General features: G+C 68.5%; 16 protein-coding genes. 11 read left to right on the forward strand and 5 right to left on the reverse strand.

Going from position 1 to position 20,204, the window contains the following annotated elements:
• Positions 1-34 precede the first annotated feature (34 nt).
• Positions 35-1,000, forward strand: coding sequence for a LysR family transcriptional regulator (locus tag MXC99_RS06450; protein ID WP_247724669.1), 966 nt, complete (start codon positions 35-37; stop codon positions 998-1,000).
• On the opposite strand, the gene MXC99_RS06455 is transcribed toward MXC99_RS06450, so the two are convergent.
• Complete coding sequence (locus tag MXC99_RS06455) at positions 997-1,911, reverse strand: TetR/AcrR family transcriptional regulator (protein WP_247724670.1); 915 nt, start codon at positions 1,909-1,911, stop codon at positions 997-999. The two genes, MXC99_RS06450 and MXC99_RS06455, sit on opposite strands and share 4 nt — an antisense overlap.
• 329 nt (positions 1,912-2,240) lie before the next feature.
• Here MXC99_RS06455 and MXC99_RS06460 point away from each other — a divergent pair, with 329 nt between their 5' ends.
• The 9 genes from MXC99_RS06460 to MXC99_RS06500 all read left to right on the forward strand — a co-directional run bounded on the left by MXC99_RS06460 (position 2,241) and on the right by MXC99_RS06500 (position 14,896).
• A complete protein-coding gene (locus tag MXC99_RS06460) occupies positions 2,241-3,383 on the forward strand; it encodes an ABC transporter substrate-binding protein (protein WP_247724671.1) in 1,143 nt (380 codons plus the stop codon).
• Positions 3,384-3,412: 29 nt separating this feature from the next.
• Positions 3,413-5,278, forward strand: a complete 1,866-nt coding sequence (locus MXC99_RS06465) for a feruloyl-CoA synthase (protein ID WP_247724672.1) — start codon at positions 3,413-3,415, stop codon at positions 5,276-5,278.
• A 23-nt stretch (positions 5,279-5,301) separates the two neighbouring features.
• On the forward strand, positions 5,302-6,072 hold the full coding sequence (locus tag MXC99_RS06470) for a crotonase/enoyl-CoA hydratase family protein (protein WP_247724705.1): 771 nt from the start codon (positions 5,302-5,304) through the stop codon (positions 6,070-6,072).
• Positions 6,069-7,328: a thiolase family protein gene (locus MXC99_RS06475; RefSeq protein WP_247724673.1), complete on the forward strand. Its 1,260-nt coding sequence runs from the start codon at positions 6,069-6,071 to the stop codon at positions 7,326-7,328. Before MXC99_RS06470 ends, MXC99_RS06475 begins: the two co-directional genes overlap by 4 nt.
• A 21-nt stretch (positions 7,329-7,349) precedes the next feature.
• Positions 7,350-8,117 carry an SDR family NAD(P)-dependent oxidoreductase gene (locus tag MXC99_RS06480; protein ID WP_075147497.1) on the forward strand — a complete coding sequence of 256 codons (768 nt, stop codon included), beginning with the start codon at positions 7,350-7,352 and terminating at the stop codon, positions 8,115-8,117.
• 29 nt (positions 8,118-8,146) lie between these two features.
• Complete coding sequence (locus MXC99_RS06485; protein WP_247724674.1) at positions 8,147-9,955, forward strand: acyl-CoA dehydrogenase; 1,809 nt, start codon at positions 8,147-8,149, stop codon at positions 9,953-9,955.
• Between the two features lie 114 nt (positions 9,956-10,069).
• Positions 10,070-11,842: an N-acetylglutaminylglutamine amidotransferase gene (locus MXC99_RS06490; protein WP_247724675.1), complete on the forward strand. Its 1,773-nt coding sequence runs from the start codon at positions 10,070-10,072 to the stop codon at positions 11,840-11,842.
• 10 nt (positions 11,843-11,852) lie between these two features.
• Positions 11,853-13,610 carry an N-acetylglutaminylglutamine synthetase gene (gene ngg / locus MXC99_RS06495; protein ID WP_247724676.1) on the forward strand — a complete coding sequence of 586 codons (1,758 nt, stop codon included), beginning with the start codon at positions 11,853-11,855 and terminating at the stop codon, positions 13,608-13,610.
• A 65-nt stretch (positions 13,611-13,675) separates the two neighbouring features.
• Positions 13,676-14,896, forward strand: coding sequence for an osmoprotectant NAGGN system M42 family peptidase (locus MXC99_RS06500; protein WP_247724677.1), 1,221 nt, complete (start codon positions 13,676-13,678; stop codon positions 14,894-14,896).
• Here MXC99_RS06500 and MXC99_RS06505 read toward each other — a convergent pair.
• Both MXC99_RS06505 and MXC99_RS06510 read right to left on the reverse strand, forming a co-directional pair.
• Complete coding sequence (locus MXC99_RS06505) at positions 14,884-16,212, reverse strand: porin (protein ID WP_247724678.1); 1,329 nt, start codon at positions 16,210-16,212, stop codon at positions 14,884-14,886. The two genes, MXC99_RS06500 and MXC99_RS06505, sit on opposite strands and share 13 nt — an antisense overlap.
• A gap of 191 nt (positions 16,213-16,403) precedes the next feature.
• Complete coding sequence (locus MXC99_RS06510) at positions 16,404-17,435, reverse strand: TRAP transporter substrate-binding protein (protein WP_247724679.1); 1,032 nt, start codon at positions 17,433-17,435, stop codon at positions 16,404-16,406.
• Between the two features lie 332 nt (positions 17,436-17,767).
• On the opposite strand from MXC99_RS06510, the gene MXC99_RS06515 reads away from it, so the two are divergent.
• On the forward strand, positions 17,768-18,316 hold the full coding sequence (locus MXC99_RS06515) for a MarR family winged helix-turn-helix transcriptional regulator (RefSeq protein WP_247724680.1): 549 nt from the start codon (positions 17,768-17,770) through the stop codon (positions 18,314-18,316).
• Between the two features lie 244 nt (positions 18,317-18,560).
• Here MXC99_RS06515 and MXC99_RS06520 read toward each other — a convergent pair whose 3' ends face one another.
• Together MXC99_RS06520 and MXC99_RS06525 are read right to left on the reverse strand one after the other, a co-directional pair.
• Positions 18,561-19,169 carry a hemerythrin domain-containing protein gene (locus tag MXC99_RS06520; RefSeq protein WP_247724681.1) on the reverse strand — a complete coding sequence of 203 codons (609 nt, stop codon included), beginning with the start codon at positions 19,167-19,169 and terminating at the stop codon, positions 18,561-18,563.
• 39 nt (positions 19,170-19,208) lie between these two features.
• Positions 19,209-20,120 carry a helix-turn-helix transcriptional regulator gene (locus tag MXC99_RS06525; RefSeq protein WP_247724682.1) on the reverse strand — a complete coding sequence of 304 codons (912 nt, stop codon included), beginning with the start codon at positions 20,118-20,120 and terminating at the stop codon, positions 19,209-19,211.
• Positions 20,121-20,204 lie beyond the last annotated feature (84 nt).

Genomic DNA, 20,204 nt, shown 5'->3' on the forward strand with positions numbered 1-20,204 from the left:
CGAATAAGATCAATTCCAAAACGAAATAGAAGGCATGGTCATGCTGAACATCGACACCCGCCTGCTCCAGGTCTTCGATGAAATCTACAAGACGCGCAGCGTCAGCCTGGCCGCCGAACAACTGGGGCTGGGACAGCCGGCGGTCAGCATCGCGCTGGGCAAGCTGCGCCAGCACTTCGACGATCCGCTGTTCGTGCGCACCTCGACCGGGATGGACCCGACGCCGCTCGGCGAGGAGCTGGTGCAGCCAATCCGCGCCGCGATCGATGCTCTCGATGTGGCGCTGAGGCATCGCAGCAGCTTCGACCCGGCCAGCGTCGAGCGCAGCTTCCGCGTCGCCATGACCGACATCTCGCAGCTGGTGCTGCTGCCCGGGCTGTGGGCGCGCCTGCGCGCGCAGGCCCCGGGGGTGCGCATCGAGGTGATCCATCTGGCGGCCGACACGCCCGCCCGCCTGGAGACGGGCGACATCGATCTGGCGCTCGGCTTCATGCCCCAGCTCGAGGCCGGCTTCTATCAGCAGGCCCTGTTCCGCCAGCACTACGTCTGCCTCGCGAGCGCCGACCACCCGCGCATCCGGGGCGCGCTCGATCTGGCGCAGTTCGAGGCCGAGGAGCATGCCGTGGTGACGACTTCGGGGACCGGCCACCATTACCTGGACCGCGAACTGGCACGGCAGAACATCGTCCGCCGGGTGGCGCTGCAGGTGCCCAACTTCATCGGCGTCGCCTTCGTCGTCGAGCACACCGAACTGCTCGTCACCATTCCCACCCGCCTCGGTGAAATGCTCCGCGGGCGCGGGCGTTTCTGCGCCTATCCGGTGCCGTTCCCGCTCCCGGACTATGACATCAAGCAGCACTGGCACGAGCGCTTCCACCACGATCCGGGCAACCGCTGGCTGCGCGGGCTGATCCGCGAACTGCTCGGCGCGCCGGTGGGGGAGGAGCGGAAAGGGGCGCTGCCCGGGGGCACGGCGCGGGCCGATGCGGGCGGGCGTTAGGCCTGGACGCCGCGGCGGACGATGTCGACGATGCCTTCGGCGATCGCCGCCGGGCTGCGCCGGCCTTCGCGGTACCAGATGAACACCCAGTTCAGCGCGCCCAGCAGCACCAGGCGCAGCAGGGTGCGGTCGGCGCCCGGCGCCAGGGGGAGGGCGTCGATCAGGTCCCGGTAAATCTTTTCGAACGCCTCGCGGTCGTCGCGGGTCATTGCCAGCAGGTTCTGATGGCCGGTGAACGCGAGGCTGCGCCCGGTGATGCGATCGATCGGCGAATCCCCGACCATGCCCGAGACGTGCACTTCGCACGCACGCCGCAGGCTGTCCCAAGGGTCGCGGCCGGCGGCAGCGGCGGCTTTCGCCCGTTCCTGCACGCGCTTGAAGCCTTCCCGGTGCACGGCGAGATAGAGCGCCTCCTTGGAGGCGAAGTGGTGATACACCGAGCCCGGCAGCAGGCCGACTTCGCCGGCGATGTCGCGGATCGAGGTGCGGTCGTAGCCTTGCTGGGAAAACAGCCGTGCCGCCGCGTGCAGGATCAGCTGGCGGCGGTCGAGCGCCGCACCCCCGCCATCGCCGCCTTTCCCGTGCTCCTCGCCGGTGTGCGCGTCGCGTGCCAGCCGGGTGCTGAGCGTGCCGCGCTCGAGCAGGTGGCGCTGGCTCTCACTCAGCGCGTCGACCCCTTCGGGCGCCGCGTCGGCGAGCGCCTGCAGGCGCTTCACCGCGGTTTCGAGGCCGTGTTTCTGCCAGATGTAGCGCACCCCGGAGGCGGAGATCTGCAATCCGCTCTGACGCAGGCGCCCGGCGACGGCGGCCTGGCCGAGCGTCGGTTCGCTGCGGGCGAGGTCGAGGATGGCCGATTCGATCTCGTCGGCCGCGGCGGAAGTGAGGGCGGAAGGGGGGCTGTCCTGTGTCATCGGCGATAGGGCGGGACGGCGGTTCCGGAAGTGGGAGGCGAATTCTAGCGCGGTCGTCCGGCTTCGGCTCGGACCTTCGCTGCAAGCGGCTTCAGTAATAGAATAATTATTTGAACAATGGTTTGACAAGTTAGTTTGTCCGGGTTAGCTTTGCATCGCCGTCGCAGCGTGCGGTGATGGCCGTGAATGTCACGGCGGGACGCCCGGGCGGTGCGTTGCGCGATACAGCAAGAGGGACGGCCCCGCGAGGCGGCCGAGCCCCGGTTTCACCCAGCCAAGACCCTCGGGCCCGAGCGGGTCCGGAATCGAAAACCGGAGGAGCGAAGATGATGAAAGTGAAGAAACTCGCAGTGCTGTGTTCGGCCCTCGGCCTGCTGGCCGGACAGTCCGCATTGGCCGAGGTGGTGGTCGGTATTTCGGTGTCGACGACCGGCCCCGGGGCCTCGCTCGGCATTCCCGAGAAGAACGCGTTCGCCCTGCTGCCGGGCGAGATCGGCGGCGAGAAAGTGCGTTACATCGTGCTCGACGACGGCTCCGACCCGTCGAACGCGACCAAGAATGCGCGCAAGCTGGTCACCGAAGAAAAGGTCGACGTGCTGGTGGGCTCGGCGGTGACGCCGGCCAGTGCCGCGATCGCGCAGGTCGCGTTCGAGACCAGGACGCCGCACATCGCCCTGTCGCCGGTCAGCCTGCCGGCCGACCGGGGGCAGTGGGCGTTCCGTACGCCGCAGCACAACAGCGTGATGGCCGGGGCGCTGGTCGAACACATGAAATCCGCCGGGGTCAAGACGCTGGGCTTCATCGGCTTCTCCGATGCCTACGGTGACGAATGGCTGGCCGCGCTCAACCCCTTGCTCGAACAGGCCGGGATCAAGCTCGGGGTGATCGAACGCTATGCGCGCAACGACACTTCGGTGACCGGCCAGGTGCTCAAGCTGGTCGCGGCACAGCCCGATGCGATCATCGTCGTCGGCTCCGGCAGCCCCGCCGCCCTGCCCCAGACCACCCTGGTCGAGCGCGGCTACAAGGGGCAGGTCTACCAGACCCACGCGGTCGCCAACCAGGCTTTCCTCAGCGTTGCCGGCAAGGCGGCCGACGGCGTGATCCTGCCGGTCGGGCCGGTCGTGGTGGTGAACCAGATCGCCGGCGATCACCCCTCGAAGCGCATCGGTGCCGCCTTCGTCCACCAGTACGAGGAAAAATACGGTGCCGGCAGCTTCTCGTCCTTCGCCGGCCACGCCTATGACGCCTACCGCCTGCTCGAGGCGGCGGTTCCGGTCGCGCTCAAGAGCGCCCGCCCGGGCACGGCCGAGTTCCGCCAGGCCGTACGCGATGCGCTCGAAACCAACAAGGACGTGGTCGGGGTGCATGGGGTCTACAACATGAGTCCCGACGACCACTTCGGTCTCGACCGGCGTGGTCGCGTGCTGGTGCGCATCGACCAGGGCCGCTACACCCTGATCGGGCAGTGAGCGGCGGCGGAACAGGCGAGAGGAACATCATGAGCGTCGATACCCAGGAAATGGAGCGCATGTTCTCCCTGCCGGTGGTCAGCGTCGACCGGCGGCCGGACGGAACGCAGCTGTTGCGCTCCGGCATTCCCTTTCCCGATACCTACACCCGTTGCGTGGGCGACTGGTTCGAGCACTGGGCGAAGGCGGCGCCCGATCGCCTGTTCCTCGCCGAGCGCGACCGCGCCGGCGAATGGGTGCGGCTGAGCTACGGCGAGGCCCGCCGCCGCGTGCTGGCGATCGCGACCTGGCTGCTCGGACAGAAGCTGTCGGCCGAGCGCCCGGTGGTGATCCTGTCCGACAACTCGATCGAGCACGCCCTGCTGATGCTGGCGGCGATGCACATCGGCGTCCCTTCGAGCGCGATCTCGCCGGGCAACTCGCTGATGTCGAAGGACTTCGTCAAGCTCAAGGGCAACATCGAGCTGCTCCGCCCCGGGCTCATCTACGCCGATCCGGTGGAGCGCTTCGCTCCCGCGCTGGCGGCGATCGGCGAACTCCACGACGGCGTCGTGGTCGCCGGCGGCAACAGTGCGCCGACCGCCGGCACCCTGCCGTTCGCGATGCTCGAGGGCGATGCCGACGAGGCCGCGGTGATGGCGGCCTTCGCCCGCATCACCCCCGACACCATCGGCAAGTTCCTGTTCACTTCGGGTTCGGTGGGCACGCCGAAGGCGGTGATCAACACCCAGCGCATGATGTGCTCGAACCAGACGGCGAAGGCGCTGATGTGGCCTTTCCTCGCCGGCGAGCCGCCGGTGCTGGTCGAATGGCTGCCGTGGAGCCACACCTTCGGCAGCAATCACAACATGAACATGGTGCTGCGCTGGGGCGGGTCGGTGTACATCGACGACGGCAAGCCGACGCCGGCGCTGCTCGAGCGCACGGTGAACAACCTCAAGGAAGTGTCGCCGACGATGTACTTCAACGTCCCGCGCGCCTACGACATGCTGGTGCCGCTGCTGCGCGAGGACGCCGCCCTGCGCGAAAGCTTCTTCCGCCGGCTGAAGTTCATTTTCTACGCCGGCGCGGCGCTGCCGCACCACCTGTGGTCGGCGCTCGAGGAACTGTCCGAGGCGACCACCGGCAAGAAAGTGATGATCGTGTCCTCGTGGGGCTCGACCGAGACCGCGCCGATGGCCACCGACTGCCATTTCGATGCGATCCGCTCGGGGGTGATCGGGGTGCCGATTCCGGGCACCACGCTCAAGCTCGTGCCGTCGGCGGACAAGCTCGAAGTGCGGGTGAAGGGGCCGAACGTGTTCCCCGGCTACTGGAAACAGGCCGAGATCACGGCGAAATCCTTCGACGAGGAGGGCTTCTACATGATCGGCGATGCGGTCGAGTTCGTCGATCCCGCGCGCCCCGAGCTCGGCCTGCTGTTCGACGGCCGCATCGGCGAGGACTTCAAACTGCTCACCGGCACCTGGGTCCATGTCGGTTCGCTGCGCGTGGCCGGCATCGACGCGATGAAGCCGATCGCCCAGGACATCGTCGTCACCGGCCACGACCGCGACGAGATCGGCTTCCTGATCTTCCCCAACATTCCGGAATGCCGCCGCCTGTGTCCGGGCCTGGCGCCGGACGCCTCCCTGGTCGACGTGCTGATGAACCCCGAGATCCGCAGCCGCGTGCGCCACGGCATGGCGATGATGAAAGGCAAGGGCGGCGGCACTTCGACCTATCCTACCCGCGCCCTGCTGATGGCCGAACCGCCTTCGGTGGAGGCCGGCGAGATCACCGACAAGGGTTACATCAACCAGCGCATCGCGCTCGGCCGCCGCGCCGATCTGGTCGAGTTCCTCCATGCCGACATGCCGGACAAGACCGTGATCACGGTGCACGCCGCAATCTGAACTACCGGAACCAAACAATGACAATGAGCGAACAACTGGTCAGGACCTCGACCGAAGACCACATCTATACCGTCACCCTGGCGCGGCCGGAAAAGCGCAACGCGATCAGCGACCGCCTCCTCGAAGCGCTCGAGCAGGCCCTGATCGCGACCCCGGCCGGCACGCGGGTGATCATCCTCGCCGGCGACGGCGAGCACTTCTGTGCCGGGCTCGACCTCTCCGAGCACCAGCACCGCGAGCCTTTCGGCGTGATGCTGCACTCGCGCGGCTGGCACCGCATCTTCGACCGCCTCCAGAACGGCGGCATTCCGGTGGTGAGCGCGCTGCAGGGGGCGGTGATCGGCGGCGGGCTGGAGCTGGCGATGTCCACCCACGTGCGGGTGGCCGAGCCGGACACGATCTACCAGCTGCCTGAAGGCCGCCACGGCATCTTCGTCGGCGGCGGCGGCTCGGTGCGGGTGGCGCGCATCATCGGCGCCGGGCGGATGTGCGAAATGATGCTCACCGGGCGCATCCTCGACGCCGAAGACGGCCAGCGCCTGGGCCTGTCGCACTATCTGGTCGGTGCCGGTGAGAGCCTGGCGAAGGCGCAGCAGCTGGCCCGGCGCATCGCCGAGAACGCGCCGATGGCGAACTGGGCGATGGTGTCGGCGATCTCGCGCATCGACAACATGGCGAGCGAGGACGGCCTGTTCGTCGAGTCGCTGACCGCCGCCCTGACCCAGACCAGCCCCGAAGTCGCCGAGCGCATCGGCCATTTCCTCAACCGCAAAGGCAAGGGACCGCAGCAATGAGCAACCCGTACTCCGCATCCGAAGCGTCGGCGCTGAGCAGCGCCTACGACGACATCTGGCTGGTCGCCGGCCAGCGCACCCCGTTCGCCGACTACAACGGCGTGCTGCGCGACGTCTCGCCCACCGACCTGGGCATCTTCGCCGCGCGCGCGCTGTTCGAGAAGAGCGGCATCCCCGCCACCGAAGTCGGCGCCATCGTCGCCGGCAACATGGCGCAGGCGAGCTTCGACGCCTATTTCCTGCCGCGCCACGTCGGCCTCTATTCCGGCGTCGATCCGAACGTGCCGGCGGTGCTGGTGCAGCGCCTGTGCGGCACCGGCTTCGAGACCATCCTCAGCGCCGCCGACCAGATCACCCTGGGCAAGGCGCAGGTGGTGCTATGCGTGGGCGCCGAGTCGATGTCGCGCAATCCGGTGGCGGCCTACACCCATCGCGCCGGCTTTCGCATGGGGCAGGTCGATTTCCGCGACTTCCTGTGGGAAGCGACCAAGGACACCGCGCCCGCGGCAAGCATGGGCGACACCGCCGAGAACCTCGCCCGGCGCTACGGCATCGGCCGCGAGGAGGTCGACCGCTTCGCCGAGCAGAGCTTCGCGCGCGCGCTCGCCGGCTGGGAAAGCGGCTACTTCGACGGCGAGGTGTGCCCGGTGACCAACGCCACGTGGACGCTGGACGGCTACCAGCCGCGCAGCCTCAAGCTCGCCGATTGCGCCGTGTGCTGCGAACGCGACGGCCATGTGCGTCCGACCCCCTTCGAGACCCTGCAAAAGCTCAAGCCCGCCTTCGGTGGCGTGCAGACCGGCGGCAACAGCTCGGCGATCGTCGATGGCGCGGCGGCGGTGATCGTCGCCCGCGGCGACTGGGTGCGCGCCCACGGCCTGACCCCGCTGGCGCGCATCGTCGCCGGGGCGGTGGTGGCGGTGCCGCCGGAGATCATGGGCATCGGCCCGGCCCCGGCGATCCGCGCCGCGGCGCGCACCGCCGGGCTCGGGGTGGGCGACTTCGGCCGCATCGAGATCAACGAGGCCTTCGGTGCGCAGTACCTCGCCTGCGAGCGCGAGCTCGGGCTCGACCGCGACAAGGTCAACGTCCATGGCGGCGCGATCGCGATCGGCCATCCGCTGGGCACTTCGGGCGTGCGCCTGACCACCACGGTGGCGCGCGAGCTGAAGGAAGCCGGCCTGCAGCACGGCGTGTCGTCGGCGTGCTGCGGCGGCGGCCAGGGGGTGGCGATCGTGCTCGAGAACGCAGGCTGACACAGGACCGGAGAACGCATCATGAAACTCGCAGGCAATACCTTCATCGTCACCGGCGGCGCGTCCGGCCTCGGTGAGGCGACCGTGCGCGCCCTCCACGGCGGCGGCGCGCAGGTGCTGATCGCCGACCTCAACGTCGAGGCCGGGGAAGGCCTCGCCGCCGCCCTCGGCGCACGCGCCGCGTTCGCTCGCACCAACGTCGCCGACGAGGGCGACGCGCAGGCTGCGGTTGAACTGGCGCAGGCGCGCTTCGGCGGCGTGCACGGGCTGGTCAATTGCGCCGGCATCGGCAACGCCGGCAAGGTGCTGGGCAAGAACGGCCCGCTGGCGCTGGCCGAGTTCACGCGCTCGATCCAGGTGAACCTGATCGGCACCTTCAACATGATCCGCCTTGCCGCGGCGGCGATGGCGCAGGGGGCGGAGCAGGCCGACGGCGAGCGCGGGGTGATCATCAACACCGCCTCGATCGCCGCCTTCGAAGGCCAGATCGGCCAGGCCGCCTACGCCGCCTCGAAGGGCGGCATCGTGTCGATGACCCTACCGATCGCGCGCGAGCTGGCGAAAAGCGGGATCCGCGTCGTCACCATCGCCCCCGGCCTGTTCCTGACCCCGATGATGCATACCCTGCCGCCCGAGATCCAGGCTTCGCTGGCGGCCTCGGTGCCCTTCCCGCCGCGCCTCGGCCAGCCTGCCGAGTACGCCCGGCTGGTGTGCAGCATCGTCGACAACGTCATGATCAACGGCGAGACCATCCGTCTCGACGGCGCGATCCGGCTGGCGCCGCGCTGAACCGCCGGGCAACGAGGAGAGCGCCGAACATGGTCGATTACAACGCGCCGCTGCGCGACATGCAGTTCATCCTGGACGAGCTCGCCGGGCTCGACGAGATCGCCGCCCTGCCCGGTTGCGAGGAGGCTTCGCCCGAGCTGGTGGCGGCGGTGCTCGAAGAGGCCGGCCGCTTCGCCGCCGGCGTGCTGGCGCCGATCAACTATCCGGGCGACGTCGAGGGCTGCCGCCTGGACGGCGACGGGCGGGTGCACGTGCCCGCAGGTTGGCAGCAGGCTTACGCGCGCTTCGCCGAGGCGGGCTGGATCGGGCTGTCGCTGCCGCAGGAATGGGGCGGCCAGGGCCTGCCGCGGATCCTGTCCACCGCGGTGTGGGAGATGTGGTTCTCCACCAACATGGCGTTTACCATGCTGCCCCAGCTCAACGTCAGCCAGGCCGAGGCGCTGCTGATCGCCGCCACCGAGGCGCAGAAGGAGACCTGGCTGCGCAAGGTGGTGAGCGGCGAGTGGGGGAGCACGATGAACCTCACCGAGCCGCAGGCCGGCTCCGATCTCGCCGCCACCCGCTGCCGCGCCGAGCCGCAGGCCGACGGCAGCTACCGCCTGTTCGGGCAGAAGATCTTCATTTCCTACGGCGAGCACGAACTCACCGCCAACATCGTGCATCTGGTGCTCGCGCGCCTGCCCGATGCGCCCGCGGGGGTGAAGGGGCTGTCGCTGTTCATCGTCCCCAAGTACCTGCTCGACGCCGACGGCGAGCCGGCGGCGAAGAACGACGTGCGCTGCATCTCGATCGAGCACAAGCTCGGCATCCACGGCAGCCCGACGTGCACGATGAGCTACGGCGATGGTGGTGGTGCGGTGGGCTACCTGCTCGGCGCCCCCAACCGTGGCCTGGAGACGATGTTCATCATGATGAACGAGGCCCGCTTCGGCGTCGGCGTCCAGGGCGTGGGGCTGGGCGAGCGCGCCTACCAGTTCGCCCTCGCCCATGCGCGCGAGCGCGTGCAGGGGCGCGATGCGCTCAGCGGCGCGAGCGGGCGGCCGATCCTGTGCCACCCCGACGTCAAGCGCATGCTGCTGTCGATGCGGGCGCGGCTGATGGCGATGCGCGCGCTGCTGTACACCGCCGCGGGCTGGTTCGACCGCGCCCGCCACCACCCCGACCCCGAGGTCGCCGGCCGCTGCCGGCGCTACGTCGACCTGCTGATGCCGGTGGCCAAGGGTTGGTGCACCGAAGTCGGCAACGAGATCTGCGACGACGCCATCCAGGTCTTCGGCGGCATGGGCTTCGTCGAGGAGACCGGCATCGCCCAGTTCTTCCGCGACGCCCGCATCATCACCATCTACGAGGGCACCACCGGCATCCAGGGCAACGACCTCGTCGGGCGCAAGATCCTGCGCGAGAACGGCGAGACCCTGCGTGAGCTGCTCGCCGAGCTGCGCGCGACCCTGGACGTGCTGCGCGCGGACGGCAGCCTGGGCGAGATCGCCGACGGCTTCGCCGACAACATCGACGCCCTCGAGGGGGCGGCGGACTGGATCCTCGCCAACGGCCGCGACCAGCCCGCCGACGTGCTCGCCGGTGCGGTGCCTTTCCTGATGCTGCTCGGCACGGTGTGCGGCGGCTGGCAGCTGGCGCGGGCCGCGCTCGCAGCACGGGGGCGGCTGGCGGGGGCCGGCGGCGGGCAGGGCGAGACACACGATCCGGTCTATCTGCGCAGCCTCATCGAGCTCACCCGTTTCTACTTCGCTACGATCGGCCCGCAGGCCGCCGCCCACGCTGTCACCGTGCGCGACGCGGGTGGCGCGCTGGCGCGCTTTCCGGAAAACGCGTTCTGATCCGCGGGCGGAGACGCCTCCGGACCGTCCGGTCCGGGGGCGCTTTTATGCTTAAAAAGTTTGCACAAAACTAATTTGTTAGAATGGAGGTCTCGAGAACGGACAGGAAGTTCAATGTGTGGCATTGCAGGTGAGTTGAGATTCGACGGGCAAGCCCCCGATCTGGCCGCGCTGGCGCGGATGAATGCGCAGCAGATCCGACGCGGACCGGATGGGGGCGGGGTGTATGCCCAGGGCAGCCAGGCCTGGGGGCATCGCCGGCTGAAGATCATGGATCTGTCCGAGTCGGCGCAGCAGCCGATGTTCGATCCCGCGCTCGGTCTGGGCATCGTCTTCAACGGCGCGATCTACAACCATCCCGAACTGCGCCGCGAGCTCGAGGGCAAGGGCTATTCGTTCTACTCGCACGGCGACACCGAGGTGCTGCTGAAGGCCTACCACGCCTGGGGCGAGGACTTCGTCGGCCGCGTAAACGGCATGTTCGCCTTCGCCCTCTGGGAGCGCGACAGCGGCCGGGTCCTCCTCGGTCGCGACCGCCTCGGCATCAAGCCGCTGTATTACGCGCCGATCGACGGCGGGCTGCGCTTCGCCTCGGCGCTGCCGGCGCTGCTCGCCGCGGGGGGCGTGGACACCGCGATCGACCCGGCGGCGCTCAACTACTACCTGTCCTTCCACGCCGTGGTGCCGGCGCCGCACACGCTGCTGGCCGGGGTGCGCAAGCTCGCCCCCGGCACGCTGATGCGCATCGAGGCCGACGGCCGGCGCAGCGAGCGCCGTTTCTGGTCGCTCGAATACGCCCGCGATGCGGCGGATGAGGCGCGTAGCTTCGAGGAGTGGTCCGAGGTCCTGCTCGACGCCCTGCGCGCCGCGGTCAGGCGCCGCCTGGTGGCGGACGTGCCGGTCGGCGCACTGCTTTCCGGCGGCGTCGATTCGAGCCTGATCGTCGGCCTGATGGCCGAGGCCGGGGTGCGCGAGCTGCGCACCTACAACGTCGGTTTCGAGGACGTCGGCGGCGAGAAAGGCAACGAGTTCGAGTACGCCGACATCGTCGCGGGCGAATTCGGTACCGTGCACGAGCGCATCTTCGTCCCCGAGCGCGAGCTGCTGACCCGTCTGCCCGAGGCGGTGGCGGCGATGAACGAGCCGATGGTGAGCCACGACTGCATCGGCTTCTACCTGCTCGCCGAGGCGGTGAGCCGCCACAGCAAGGTGGTGCAGAGCGGGCAGGGCGCGGACGAGGTCTTCGGCGGCTACCACTGGTATCCGAAGCTCGCCGCCAGCGCCGATCCGGTGGCCGATTACCTCGCCGCTTTCCGCGACCGCGATTACGACGAGTACCTCGCCACGGTGAATCCGCCGTGGCACGGCGTCGATGCGAGCGCCGCCTTCGTCGCCGCCAGCTTCGGTGCGCCGGGCGCCGATGATCCGGTGGAGAAGGCGCTGCGCCTGGACACCACGGTGATGCTCGTCGACGACCCGGTGAAGCGCGTCGACAACATGACGATGGCTTTCGGTCTGGAAGCGCGCGTGCCTTTCCTCGACCACGAGCTAGTCGAGCTCGCCGCGCGCATCCCGGCGCGCCACAAGCTCGCCCACGGCGGCAAGGGGGTGCTCAAGGAGGCGGCGCGCAAGCGGATCCCGGCGGCGGTGATCGACCGCCCGAAAGGCTACTTCCCGGTGCCGGCGCTGAAGTACCTGCAGGGGCCGGTGCTCGAGCGCGTGCGCGATGCGCTGTCGAGCCGCGCCGCGCGCGAGCGCGGGCTGTTCCGCCAGGACTACGTCGACGCCCTGCTCGCCGAGCCGTCCGCCCACATCACTCCGCTGCGCGGCTCCAAGCTGTGGCAGCTCGGTCTGCTCGAGTGGTGGCTGCAGACCCACCTTGGCTGAGGGGGCGTTCATGATCCGCAAGCACATCGCGCGCGCCCTGCGCGCCGGGAACCGGCCCTCGCACCTGCCCCTGCTGCTGCCTGCCGGTCAGCCGGAAGCGGCCGGGATGCCCGCCGACGTCGTCGTCGACTGCGGCTGGGGGCGGCTGCTGCCGGCGCAGACCTGGCGCGATCCGGCCGCCCTCGCCCACGCCCTGCTTGCGGAACGCCATGGCCAGCGCGACATCGCGTTCTACGTCGAGAAGCCGCAGGTGGTGGTGGCGAGCGCGCCGCAGCAGCTCTTTCTCGATCCCTCCGACGCCTTCCGCCTCAATCTCAACGCCTATCATCCGCGCTCGGTCGGGCGGCGCGGCTTCACTCTGCGCCGCCTGCGCACCCGTGCCGATGTCGCCGCGATCAACGTCCTCTACCGCGCGCGCCGGATGGTGCCGGTTGATGCCCCGGCGGTATGGCGGGCGCGCGCCAGCCGCGCGATCAGTTATGCGCTTGCCGAGGACCGCGCGAGCGGCGAGGTGATCGGGGTGGCGATGGGGCTGGATCACGTCGAAGCGTTCGCCGACCCGCAGCACGGCGCCAGCCTGTGGGCGCTGGCGGTGGCGCCGCAGGCCGCCCACCCGGGGGTGGGCGAAGCCCTGGTGCGTTACCTGGCCGAGCATTTTCTCGCCCGCGGGCGGGAATGGATGGACGTGTCGGTGCTGCACGACAACGAGCAGGCGATCGCGCTCTACGAAAAACTCGGCTTCCAGCGCATTCCGGCGTTCGCGGTGAAGCGGCGCAACGCGATCAACGAGCCGCTGTTCACCAGCGGCGGCGAGGGCCTGCAGGCGCTCAATCCTTATGCCCGCCTACTCGTGGATGAAGCGGTGCGGCGCGGCATCCATGCCGAGGCGATCGATGCCGAGAACGGCTACTTCCGCCTCACCCTGGGCGGGCGCAGCATCGTCTGCCGCGAGTCGCTGTCGGAGCTGACCAGTGCGGTGGCGATGAGCCGCTGCCAGGACAAGCGGGTCACGCTGAAGCTGCTCGCCGCCGCTGGGCTGGCGGTGCCGCGCCAGGTCGGCGTCGAGGGGGGTGCCGCCGCCGAGGAACGCTGGCCGGCCCTGCTCGCCGCGTGCGGCGCGGTGGTGGTGAAGCCGGTCGAGGGCGAGCAGGGCAAGGGGATCAGCGTCGACCTGCGCTGCGCCGACGAAGTGCGCGCGGCGATCGCGCGCGCGCGGCGCTTCTGCGACCGGGTGATTGTCGAGGAATGCTGCCGTGGCGAGGATCTGCGCATCGTCGTCATCGACTACCAGGTCGTCGCCGCCGCGGTGCGCCGCCCCCCGGTGGTGGTGGGCGACGGGGTGAGCACCGTCCGCGAGCTCATCGAGTGCCAGAGCCGGCGCCGCGCTGCCGCCACCGGCGGTGAAGCGCGCATCCCGCTCGACGACGAAACCGTGCGCTGCATCGGCGCCCGCGGCTACCGGCTGGAGACGGTGCTCGACGTCGACGTCCGCGTGCAGGTGCGCAACACCGCCAACCTGCACACCGGCGGCACCATCCATGACGTCACCGCCGAACTTCACCCGGCGCTGCGCGCGGCGGCCGAGCGCGCCGCGCGCACGCTCGATATCCCGGTCACCGGGCTCGACTTCCTGGTGCCGGCGGTCGATGGCCCCGACTACGTGATCATCGAAGCCAACGAGCGCCCGGGGCTCGCCAACCACGAGCCCCAGCCGACCGCGGAGCGCTTCATCGACCTGCTGTTTCCGCGCACCCGCGCCGCGCCTTGAACGCCCCGTGGCGGCCGCAGGCGATCCGCTCTGCAGCCGGCATCCCGGAAAGGAGAGACGACGACATGAACGACCCCGGCATCCATCTGGCCATTCCCGCGATCGATTACGCCTACCTCGAGGAAACCCTGCTCCAGCTGCTCGCCATTCCCAGCCCGGTCGGCCTCACCGATGCCGCGGTGCGCTACACCGCGGGCCGCCTCGAGGCGCTCGGCATTCCCTACGAGATCACCCGCCGCGGCGCGATCCGCGCCACCCTGCGCGGCCAGGCCTCGCAGCCGGCACGCGCGGTGGTCGCCCACCTCGACACCCTCGGGGCGATGGTGCGCGCGCTCAAACCCAACGGCCGCCTCGAGATCGTGCCGATCGGCCACTGGTCGGCGCGCTTCGCCGAAGGCGGACGGCTGACGGTGTTCACCGACCACGGCCAGGTGCGCGGCACCTGCCTGCCGCTGAAGACCTCCGGCCACGCCTTCGGCGACGAGGTCGACGCCCAGCCGGTAGGGTGGGGGCAGGTCGAGGTGCGGGTGGACCTGCCCGCGACCTGCCGCGAGGACCTGCTTGCCGCCGGGCTCGAGGTCGGCGACTGGATCGCCTTCGACCCTCAGCCCGAGATCCAGCCCGGCGGCTACATCAATGCGCGCTACCTCGACGACAAGGCCGCGGTGGCGGCGCTGCTGACCGCGTGCAAGGCAGTGCGCGACCACCGCCTGGTGCTGCCGGTCGATGTCCATCCGCTGCTCACCATCACCGAGGAAATCGGTTCGGGGGCGTCGGCGGCGCTGCACGGCGAGATCGCCGAAATGGTGAGCCTGGACATCTCGATCGCCGCCGAAGGCCAGAATACTTCCGAGCACGCGGCGACGATCTGCATGCAGGACATGTCCGGCCCCTTCGACTACCACCTCACCCACAAGCTGATCGCGCTCGCCCACGCCCACGGCATTCCCCACCGGCGCGACATCTTCCGCTACTACCGCTCGGACTCGGCGGCCGCGGTCGAGGCCGGCAACGACATCCGCACCGCGCTGATCGGCTTCGGCGGCGACGCTTCCCACGCCCAGGAGCGCACCCACCGCGACGCCCTCGAAGCGCTCACCCGGCTGGTGGTGGCCTACATGACGAGCGAACCGGTGGCGCGCCGCGACTGCCGCTCGCTGGGCTCGCTCGACGGCTTCACCGAGCAGCTCTGCCCCGGCGACATGGCGGTGCCGAACACGCCGCTGCCGGTGCCGGAAAGCTTTCTCGGCGATCCGGCGCCGCAGGGTGAGGCTCAGAAGCGGTAGCGGATGCCCACCATGGCCGCGGTCTGCGAGCCGCCGGCCGGCGGTGCGATGCCGGCGCCCACGGAGGCCGCGTACTGCGCCTTCGAGCTGTTGTTGATGCGGGCGATCTGGGCGTAGGGCGAGAAGTCCTTGTCGACGAAGTAGAAGCCACGCAGGACGTAGAGTTCGGCGTCGCGGTCCTGGTCGTCGTTGGTGATGCGGTGGTAGCCGCCGTCGAGCATCCACTTCGCGCCGAAGTTCCACGCCCCTTCGACGAAGTAGGCATCGGAGGAAACATCGGTGCCGGCGGTGTCGAGGTCCCGCCCGAGCCAGCCGATGCCCACCTTGCCGCCGCTGCCGATTTTCATGTGCGCGCCGAGATGGATGCGGCGGTCGCTGTCGCTCGAATTGGCGAAGGCAATCGGGGCGGCGCCGTTGAAGAAGTAGGCAGTGGCGCCCTTGCCGCCACGTTGCTCGTCGATCGCGGCGGAGAGGCCGAAGCGCTCGTCGGTGTACTTCAGCATCGCCGACCAGCCCCGGCAGCTGTTGCTGTCGGCCGCCGCGCTTTCGCCCGCACAGGTTCCGGAGGCCGGCGCACCGCCGGAGGTGTCGCGCGCCAGGCTGTAGGTGGCACCGAGCGAAACCTTGCCGAACGCGCCGCGCCAGGCCAGGGAGTTGTCGTAGCGTGCGTTGGGCAGGTAGGCATCGAGCGAGCCCAGGGCGTAGATGTTGGGGCCGAGCAGGTCGGCATCCATGGCGTAGATCAGCATCGAATACTGGCGGCCGATCGAGAAAGTACCGTAGGGGGTTTCGAGGCCGGCGAAGAGCTGGCGGCCGAAGAGGCGCCCTCCCTGGCCCAGGGTGCCGCTGTCGAGGTTGAAACCGGTCTCGAGGGTGGCGATGGCATTGACGTCCGGCGTGATCGCCTTGCTGAAGCGAAAGCCGAGGCGCGAGGCGATGGTGCCGGTGATGCCCGGCACACGTGTCAGGCTGCCGGTCTTGGCGCCGTCCTGGATGTTGGTGATGCGTTCCACGCCACCGTCGAGGATGCCGTAGATCGAGAGTCCCTTCGGTAGTCCGGGCATCGATGAGGCCGGCGCGGCGGCAGGCGCGCTGGCTACTTTCTGTTCGATCCGGGTGACGGCCTTGTCCTGGCTTTCCTGCTGGGCGAGCAGGCGCTGGATCAACGCACGCTGTTCGGCCAGTTCGCGCTTCAAGGCCTCGATTTCGCTCTCGGCCTGGGCCGGCAGGCTGGCACCGATACCCAGGGCTGCAGCCAGGGCGAGGACCAGCGGCTTTGCGTTGGCGCGGTGCTTGTGTGGAAAGTCGATTCTCATTGCATCTCCTCGGATATTTTTATGATGATTGAGCGCGGACGAAGCCGTGCCCCTGCTCCCGTGGCCGGGAACATTCGTCGGCGCACCACTGCCGGATGCGGTGGTGCCGGTCGTGCTGGAAAGGTGTCCGGTCCCGGCGCGGATGCTTCCCGCCCCGGCGCCGGCGCCATCGCCGGGTGGCGGGTTCGGGCTTACTTGCGCCCGGAGTGGTACTTCACGAGGGCGGCCGCGTCCTCGTACAGCTTCCGGCCGTCGGCACCCTTGGCGGAGACTTCCTCGATCCACTCTTCGATGACCGGGCGTGTCGCCTGCTGCCACTTGGCCATTTCTTCGGCAGGAAGCCGGTGGACCGTGTTGCCGCGATCGATCACGGTTTGCAGGCCGGCGGCATCGGCGGTTTTCAACTGCGCGGAAATCCAGGCGGAAGTTTCGCGGCCGCTGTTGTCGTCGATGACCTTCTTCAGCTCCGGCGGCAGGCTGTCGTATTTTTTCCGGTTCATCACGAACATCTGGACCGTGGTCGACATCGTGTGCTCGCCGCCGAATTCGACCGAGTACTTGGTGAGTTCATGAACCTTGGTCGAGGGGACGACCTCCCACGGCAGCATGGTGGCTTCGATGATGCCTTTCGAGAGGCTCTCCGCCATCTGCGTCATCGGCATGCCGACCGGTTGGGCGCCGAGCGAAGCGAGCAGGCGGGTGGTCAGCCGCGATGAGCCGCGAATCTTGAGGTCTTTCAGGTCTGCGAGCGATTTCAGCTCCTTGTCGCGAAGGTGCATGGCGAAGCTGCCGGGTACCCAGACGGCGATCGGCTTCAGACCGGCGAATTCGCCCATCGTGTGCTTTTCGACGAAATCCCACACCGCGCGCGAACTGCTCTCCTGGTCCGTGCAGATGAACGGCAGCTCGAACACTTCGGTCAGCGGCAGCCTGCCCGGGGTATAGCCCGGCAGCGTCCAGACGACGTCGGCGACGCCGTCCCGGACCTGGCTCAGCAACTGCGGGGCGGTGCCGCCCAGCAGCATCGCCGGATAGTGCTGGCAGCGGATCCGGCCCGCCGACTCGGCGGCGACCTTGTCGCACCACGGGACAACGAATTTGACGTGGCCCGGAGAGGTCGGCGGCGCGAAATGCGCGACCTTCAGGATGACCTCCTGGGCGTGGGTGACCGTGGGAACGAGCGCAGCGAACATGAGGCTACGCGCCAGCTTGCCGAGTTTCATGTCTTCCTCCTCCTGGTGTGCCGAACGGCTTCTTCTTCGGGGGCGGCCCGGGCGGGCGCCGGACGATGTATCGCCCGGTGGCCCGGGGGAGCCCCGCTGATTTAGCGTTTGCGAAAACGATGAATCAGCATCAAATCATTTTTATGATTATTTTGTATCAGGCATCCTGATATTATCAATGATATGGAGTGTCCATGAAAAAGCAAGGGTTTTATGCGCTGGGAGCGCTTCGGGCGAAAGTTGCAAAGCCTTCGGCGGAGGCGGGTAAAATGATCGGTCGATATCGGCAGAATTGACGAGCTTCAGCGACATGAACACATCGAGGACATTGCATGAGTCCCGACGATGACGGCGCCTTGCCCGTCAGCGCGGGCCGCCCGGCGGGCGTCTGTTACCTGATCGGACGGCTCCACCACGCGCTGGGCCGCCGCATGCGCGATGCGCTGGCGCCACTCGGATTGAGCGTCGCCCAATACACGGTGCTGTCCTTCCTCGAGGGGCAGGTGCAGATCAGCAACGCGCAGCTTGCCGAACGCTCCCTGGTTTCGCCGCAATCGGCCAATGAAATGGTGAAGACCATGGAAGCCAGAGGCTGGGTGTCACGCCAGCCCGACCCCGGGCACGGGCGGGTCGTCCGCCTCGGGCTGACCGCTGCGGGACGTGCCCAGCTGGCGGAAGCTCACGTGCGCATCTCCAGGCTCGAGGCGCACATGCTGGGGAGGTTGAGCGAGACCCAGCGCGGGGGGCTGCCGAAAACGCTGCGGGAAGTCCTGCACGCGCTGAGCGCGATGATCATCGACCCGGTCCTGGCTGCGGAAGTGTCCGGTGACGAGCCCTTCTCCGGTCGCAAGAAGGCCGGAAAATCGGCCCGGAAGGCGTGAGCGCAGGCTGGCGGGAGAGCGTTTGGCGGGGGGAGGGGCAAGGCCGACCGTTGCCCGTTCCGCTTCCGCCCCACGATGGATCCGGGGGCGGACTCACCTGCTCCCGGCGTGGTGCTTCACAAGGGCGACCGCACCCACGTATAGCTTCCGGCCGTCGGCGCCTTTGGCGGAGGCTATCCTGGATCCATTCCTCGACCATCGGCCGCACTGCCTGCTGCTACTTGGTGAAGCGGGGGCGGAAGTGTTACGGGCGGCTGGTCGAAGAAGAGGAGGGGGCGGTCGGGCCGAAGCCGATCGGTGCCGGGGCGAGGCGGAGGATGGTCTGGTACAGGGTGCGCGCTTCCTCGCCTGGCTTGATGCCGAACAGCGGATTGTCGTGGGCGCGGAAGGCGGCGCCGATGGTGGCCCAGTCTTCTGCAGCGAGGACGCGCTCGGCCAGCGGCAGGAGCAGGTCTTCCTCGGCATGGAGGTGGGCCCATTCGAAGCCGACGTAGCGTTCGGCGAGGTCGAAGAAGGCCTGGTCGGCGCCTTCGTCGCCGTTGCGGAAAGCGATGAGTTTTTCCTTCAGGTGCTCGATCATCGGGTAGCCGAGCTGGTGTTCGCGTTCGAGCCGGGTGACCAGGGCGTCGGCTTCGTGGGTGCGGCGCTTGATCGCGGCAAAGAGGAATTCGTCTTCCTTGGGGTGATGCCAGCGATCCGGGTAGGACACGATGTAGTCGAGGATCGCCTTCAGCAGGGTGAAGTCCGGGGGCGTGCCGGCGCGCATCTCCCGTACCAGATAGCGCAGGGTGTAGAGCACGGCGCTGATCGCGAGATGCTCGTCCTTGATGATCTGGATGACTTCGGCTTTCAAGATGTGCGCTTCCTCTGGCGGGGCGAAGGGTGTCGGGGGTCAGGTGGTGACGATTTCCCGCAATTTCTGGAAGCAGGCGTCGATGGTCAGGCCGGAAGTGTCGATCACGGTATCGGCCCGTGCGTACAGTGGCTCGCGGGCATTGAGGATGCGCTTGAGGTCTTCCATCGCCTCGTCGTTGCCGGCCATCGGGCGCAGGTCGCCCTGGGCCATGACCCGTGACATGTGCTCTTCGGGTTGGGCCTTGAGCCACACCGTCAGGCAGTTGGAGAGCAGCATGTCGTAGGTTTCGGGTTGCGACACGACGCCGCCGCCGGCCGAGATCACCGCCCGGTCGTGGTCGCGGATCACGCGCTCGAGCGTGCGCTGCTCGATGCGGCGGTAACCGGTCTGTCCGTAGAGCGCGAAAAGCTCGCTCGAGGGCATGCCGGTTTCCTTTTCGATCTCGCCGTCGAGCTCGATGAAGGGGACGCCTTGTGTGGTTGCGAGGCGCTTGCCGAGCGTGGTCTTGCCTGCGCCGCGCAGGCCGATCAGGGCGATGCGCTTGCGGCGCGCGGCTTCCTCGTGGCCGAAGTCGCGCATCAGCCGGAACACCACGTCTTCCAGCCGGTGCCGGGGCAGGCGTTCGAGAAAGCGGCGGATCAGGCGGCGTTCGACGGTGTCTTCGGTCTCCACCGCGAGCAGCTCGATCAATGGCACGTCGAGGGCGCGGCTGATGTGGCGCAGCAGGACGATGGAGACGTTGCCTTCGCCGGCTTCGAGATGGGCGAGGTGGCGCTCCGATACGCTCGCTTCGCGCGCCACCAGCTTGCGGGTCATGCCGCGGCGGTCGCGGATCTCGCGCACGCGCTTGCCGAGCGCGCCGAGAAATTCGGCATCGCTGCGGGTGTCGACCTGGGTATCGCCGTCATTGGGCGTGGCATTCAGGCTGTCGTCGATCTGGGTGCTCATGCTTGCATCCTTCGTGCACCTTTGTTCATTCTGCCAATGAACAATAATGCTTAAAAAAAACAGCTGTCAATATAAATTGTATTT

It is taken from the genome of Thauera aromatica, from assembly GCF_023093595.1.
Taxonomy (GTDB): domain Bacteria; phylum Pseudomonadota; class Gammaproteobacteria; order Burkholderiales; family Rhodocyclaceae; genus Thauera; species Thauera aromatica_A.